A 5,025-nucleotide genomic window follows, 5' to 3' on the forward strand; every position below is an offset into this window, starting at 1 on the left:
ACCCGGCCACCGCGCGGCGCCGGAGTCGCGGGGGCTCGGAGAAGAGTATAACCGACAGCCCTCCCCCCTAAGGGGAGAGGGAGACAAGAAAAAGGGCTGCATCGCCGCAGCCCTTTTCACCCGGCCCGTTAGTGGTCCGCCCCAGGCCCCGCCTTCGCACCAAACGGCGGCCGCGCCATCCACACCACCAGCACGAGACCGAAGAACACCCAGCCCAGCAGGTGGAAAACCTCGTTGAACGAAATCTGGTACGCCTGATTGTTGATCAGCTGCTCCAGGAATCCGTTGCTCGCCTGGCCGCTGATACCCGCCGATTGCAGCGTGGCCTGTGCCGACGTGTCGTACGGCGTGATGTGCTCGGTGAGCTGCGCGTGGTGAACAATCGCGCGGTGGTCCCACAGGAACGTGGTGAGCGATGCGGAGAAGCTCGCGCCCAGCGTACGCAGGAACGTGGCCAGGCCGCCGCCTGCGGCAATCTCGTGGGGCTGCAGGTCCGACAGCAGGATCGTGGTCACCGGCATGAAGAACAACGCCACGCCCAGGCCCTGGAACAGCTGCACGCCGGCGATGTGCCAGAAATCCACCTGCAGGAAGAAGTTGGAGCGCATGAAACACGTCGCGCCCATCACCAGGAACGCGCACGAAGCGAGCAGGCGCATGTCGGTGCGCGAGGCGTACTTGCCCACGATAAAGGTGAGCATCACCGGCAGGATGCCCAGCGGCGCCGCGGCAAAACCCGCCCACGTGGACGTGTAACCCATGTTCCGCTGCAGCCACTGCGGCACCAGCAGGCCGATGGCGAAGAACGCGGCATAAGCCAGTACCAGCGCAATCGTGCCCACGCGGAAATTGTGATGGCGCAGCAGGCGCAGGTTGACGATGGGTTCCTTGTCGGTGAGTTCCCAGATCAGGAACACCGCCAGCGAGATCACCGACACGATGGAAGTGATGACGATGAAGGAGGAGTTGAACCAGTCTTCGTCGTTGCCCTTGTCCAGCACGATCTGCAGTGCGCCCACGCCGACGATCAGCGTGATCAGGCCCACGTAGTCCATCTTCGGACGCATGGTGACATCCTTGCGACCGGCCATCTGGTTGCCGACCACCATGCTGGCGAAGATACCAATGGGCACGTTGATGAAGAAGATCCACGGCCACGAATAATTGTCGGTAATCCAGCCACCGAGAATCGGGCCCGCAATGGGCGCCACCACCGTCACCATCGCCAGCAGTGCCAGCGCCATGCCGCGTTTGGCCGGTGGATAGATGGAGATCAGCAGACTCTGCGTGACCGGATACATCGGGCCGGCGACGGCGCCCTGGATCGCGCGGAACAGGATCAGCATCGGCATGCTCTGCGCGATACCGCACAGGAACGACGCGATGGAGAACAGCAGCGTCGACCAGATGAACATCTTCACTTCGCCGAAGCGGCGGGTGAGGAAGCCGGTGAGCGGCAGCGAGATGGCCATGCTCACCGCGAACGAGGTGATGACCCACGTGCTCTGGTTCACGCTCACGCCGAGGTTGCCGGCAATGGTCGGCAGCGACACGTTCGCGATGGTGGTATCCAGCACCTGCATGAAGGTCGCCAACGAGAGGCCGACGGTCGTCAGCGCCAGGTTGGGTGGACGGAATTCTTGGTTCATCGCACGGGTAACCTGCGGAATGAAGGGTTGGCGCGCCATAGGACGCAGCCTTTGCTTTTAGCTCGTCATTCCGGCTTAGGCCGGAATCCAGTAGCGACACGACGTGAAGTCGTCCACACGTGTCAGCACTGAAGTCACTGGATTCCAGCCTGCGCCGGAATGACGACATTGACCTGCACGGAAGCGCTCAGCGCCTCCGTGCATCTATCGCTTACTGCTGCTTGCTCTCGCCAGCCATGTTCGCGTGGATGATGTCCGCGATCATGCCGTCGGCCTTGGCCAGCTGTTCCTTGTAGACCTCGGTGCTGAAGGCCGGCTGCGTCGGCGCCTGCTTGGCGAGCAGGGGGCCGCTCTGGTCGTGCAGGTTCACGCTCACCTTGGTCGACAGGCCGATGCGCAGCGGGTGCTCTTCAAGCTGCTTGGGATCGGTGAAGAACACGCGCACCGGCACGCGCTGCACGATCTTGATCCAGTTGCCGGTGGCGTTCTGCGCCGGCAGCAGCGAGAACGCGCTACCCGTGCCCACGCCCAGGCTTTCGATCTTGCCCTTGTAGGTGACGGCACCGCCGTACACGTCGGCGCGGATTTCCACCGGCTGGCCGATGCGCATGCTGGTGAGCTGCGTTTCCTTGAAGTTGGCATCGATCCACACTTCATGCAGCGGCACTACCGCCATCAGCGGCGTGCCCGGCGCAACGCGCTGGCCCAGCTGCACCGAACGCTTGGCAACGTAGCCATCCACCGGCGCGATGATCGAGGAACGCACGTCGTCGAGGTAGGCAGCACGCAGGCGGGCGGCAGCCGTCTGGACGTCCGGGTGCGAAGCGACCACGGTGTCGTCCACCAGCACCTTGTTGCTCTGCAGCTGCTGCTGCGAAGTGGTGAGTGCGCTCTGCGCGGTGGTCAGCGCGTCCTGGGCGTGCGACAGCTCTTCGGCCGAGATGGCGCCGGACTTGGCCAGGTCGCGACGACGGTTGTAGTCGGCCAGGGCCTTGTCCACGGCGGTCTTGCGCACGGCCACTTCAGCCTGCGCACCGCTCACGTTGCTGTAGAGGCCACGCACCTTGCGCACGGTGCTGGCGAGGTTGGCACGAGCCTGCTGGAGCGCGACATCGGCATCGGCCGGGTCGAGCTTCACCAGCACGTCGCCGGCATGCACCAGGTCGCCGTCGTCGGCGCCGATGGTGATGACCGAGCCCGGCACCTGCGGGGTGATCTGCACGACATTGCCGTTGATGTACGCGTCGTCGGTTTCTTCAAACCAACGACCGTCGACGAAGTACCACACGCCCCAGCCGATGGCGGCAATCACCACCACGGCGGCGAGGGTCTTCAGCAAAAAGCCGCGACGGCTCTTGGGAGGTTGGGCAGCTGCGGTCTCGGCCGCGAGCGGATTCTGGCTAGACATGGGGGCAGCCTTTATTTAGAGCGAATGTTCAGAAGAGGATTCAGCCGCGGCGACATCCGCTGCGGCGCCCTGCGGACGGAAACCACCGCCCAGGGCTTGAATGAGTTGCACGGACAGGTCCACCTGCTGCGACTGCAGCGCGGCCAGGCGCTCCTGCGCGGCGAGCAGCTGCTGGCGCACGATCAGCGATTCCAGGTAGTTGCCCACGCCGGCCTTGTAGCGCTGCTGCGAGAGCTGCCACGCCTGCATGGCGGCATCCACCGCGCGCTGCTGGGCGGCGACCTGTTCCTTCGCCGATTGCACGGCGTCGTAGTTGTCGGCCACTTCGTTCACCGCGCGCACCAGCGTCTGGTTGTACTGGGCAATGGCTTCGTCGTACTGCGCGTCCTTCGACGACAGGTTCGAACGCAGGCGGCCGCCGTCGAAGATCGGCAGGCTCAGCGACGGACCAAACGTGTAGAAACGCGCCGGCAGCTGCAGCGGATTGATGCTGCCGAAGGCGGCGACACCCGCCATCGCGCTGATGCTCACGTTGGGCATGAACTGCGTCTTGGCGACCTTGATTTCCTTGCCCGCCGATTCCACGCGCCAGCGCGCAGCGACGATGTCGGCGCGGTGACCGAGGATTTCCGTCGACAGGTCCGCCGGCACATTCAGTGCCGCCGGCTGCAGCGATTGCGGACGCGTGATGTCGAGGCCGCGATCCGGACCCTTGCCCAGCAACACCGACAACGAAGAACGTGCGGCATCGATGGAGCGGTTCGCAGCAGCGACTTCCTGGTCGGCGTTCGCCACCTCGGTGTCGCTCTGCTTGAGCTGCATCTGGTTGTCGAGACCGGCGGCCACACGCTGCTGCGTCAGCTGGCGCGCGGTGGTGGCGCGCTCGTGTTCGGCCTTGGCCACATCCTGCTGCGCGTAGGCATACGACAGCTGCACGTAGGCTCGGGCCACGTTGGTCGACAGCTCGATGCGCGCAGCCTGCTGTTCGATCTCCGCAGCGTGCTGCATGCCGACAGCGGCTTCCCACGCGGCGCGCTTGCCACCCCAAAGATCCAGGCCCCAGCTGAAGCTGGCGCGGGCGTCCTTGAACCAGGTGAACTTGCCGCCGCCCAGGTCCGGCGGCGCGGCGGTGAGCGGCAGGCGCTGACCGACGACGTTGGCGCCAGCGGTCACGCTGGGACCGCGATCCGCATCGGCCGCGCCGGATTCGGCCGCCGCCTGTCGGGCACGGGCATCGGCGACGCTGAGCGTCGGGTTGTCCTTCAGCGCTTCGGCGATCAACGCGGTGAGCTGGGGATCACCCAGGCCCGTCCACCAGTCGTCGGACGGCCACGCCGCAGGGGAAAGCGTGGCACCGGACAGGCTGCGATCGGCCTTGATGGTGGAGGCATCGGTCAACGAGCCATCCGGATGCAGGCCGCCACTGCTGACGCAGCCCGCCAGCGCGAGGGAGAGGCCGGTTGCTGCCGCAAGGATTTGCAGACGCATGGTCTTGGTTTCCAGAAAAGTGAAACGGGTTGTTACATGTCGCGGAGCGCTTGCAGCACGCGCTCCAGGTAGTCGCGCAGCTGCTCGCGCTCGGTGGGGTCCAGCGCCTTCTGCGCCGCGTCGAGCACGTACTCGTTGCAGGGCGTCATCTGCTGCCACATGGCATCGCCGGCCGGGGTCAGCTCGATGCGCAGTGCGCGTCGGTCCTGTTCGTGGGGGCAACGACGCAGCAGGCCTTTGCCTTCGAGCTGGTCCAGCTGACGGGTCATGGCGCCGCCGTCCAGCTCCACCGACCGCGCCAGTTCACTGGCCGACATGGGACCCATCAGGGCCAGCCGCTTCAGGATCAGGAACTGGGTAAAACGCAGTCCGATGCCCGAGGCCTGCAGCTGCGCTTCCATCTTGCGGCCCAGTTCGGCACGAACCAGCCCGATCAAGACTCCGATGCTGTCCTGGGGGTCTGTCTCTTATACACATATG

General features: G+C 65.2%; 4 protein-coding genes. All 4 read right to left on the reverse strand.

The window, feature by feature from the left end; all coding sequences use genetic code 11:
* Nucleotides 1-128 precede the first annotated feature (128 nt).
* Nucleotides 129-1,649: a DHA2 family efflux MFS transporter permease subunit gene (locus tag DK366_RS20960; protein ID WP_109127503.1), complete on the reverse strand. Its 1,521-nt coding sequence runs from the start codon at nucleotides 1,647-1,649 to the stop codon at nucleotides 129-131.
* A 211-nt stretch (nucleotides 1,650-1,860) separates the two neighbouring features.
* Nucleotides 1,861-3,057, reverse strand: a complete 1,197-nt coding sequence (locus DK366_RS20965; protein ID WP_109127501.1) for an HlyD family efflux transporter periplasmic adaptor subunit — start codon at nucleotides 3,055-3,057, stop codon at nucleotides 1,861-1,863.
* A gap of 15 nt (nucleotides 3,058-3,072) precedes the next feature.
* Nucleotides 3,073-4,545: an efflux transporter outer membrane subunit gene (locus DK366_RS20970; RefSeq protein WP_109127502.1), complete on the reverse strand. Its 1,473-nt coding sequence runs from the start codon at nucleotides 4,543-4,545 to the stop codon at nucleotides 3,073-3,075.
* A 32-nt stretch (nucleotides 4,546-4,577) separates the two neighbouring features.
* Nucleotides 4,578-4,946: a MarR family transcriptional regulator gene (locus tag DK366_RS20975; RefSeq protein WP_109127504.1), complete on the reverse strand. Its 369-nt coding sequence runs from the start codon at nucleotides 4,944-4,946 to the stop codon at nucleotides 4,578-4,580.
* Nucleotides 4,947-5,025 lie beyond the last annotated feature (79 nt).

Source organism: Dyella sp. C11 (assembly GCF_003121485.1).
Classification (GTDB): Bacteria; Pseudomonadota; Gammaproteobacteria; order Xanthomonadales; family Rhodanobacteraceae; genus Dyella.

Bases quoted from the DNA above. Each gene is read 5' to 3' on its own strand.
- DK366_RS20965 (WP_109127501.1), bottom strand. From the start codon at position 3,057: ATGTCTAGCCAGAATCCGCTCGCGGCCGAGACCGCAGCTGCCCAACCT.
- DK366_RS20970 (WP_109127502.1), bottom strand. From the start codon at position 4,545: ATGCGTCTGCAAATCCTTGCGGCAGCAACCGGCCTCTCCCTCGCGCTG.
- DK366_RS20975 (WP_109127504.1), bottom strand. From the start codon at position 4,946: ATGGAAGCGCAGCTGCAGGCCTCGGGCATCGGACTGCGTTTTACCCAG.
- DK366_RS20960 (WP_109127503.1), bottom strand. From the start codon at position 1,649: ATGAACCAAGAATTCCGTCCACCCAACCTGGCGCTGACGACCGTCGGC.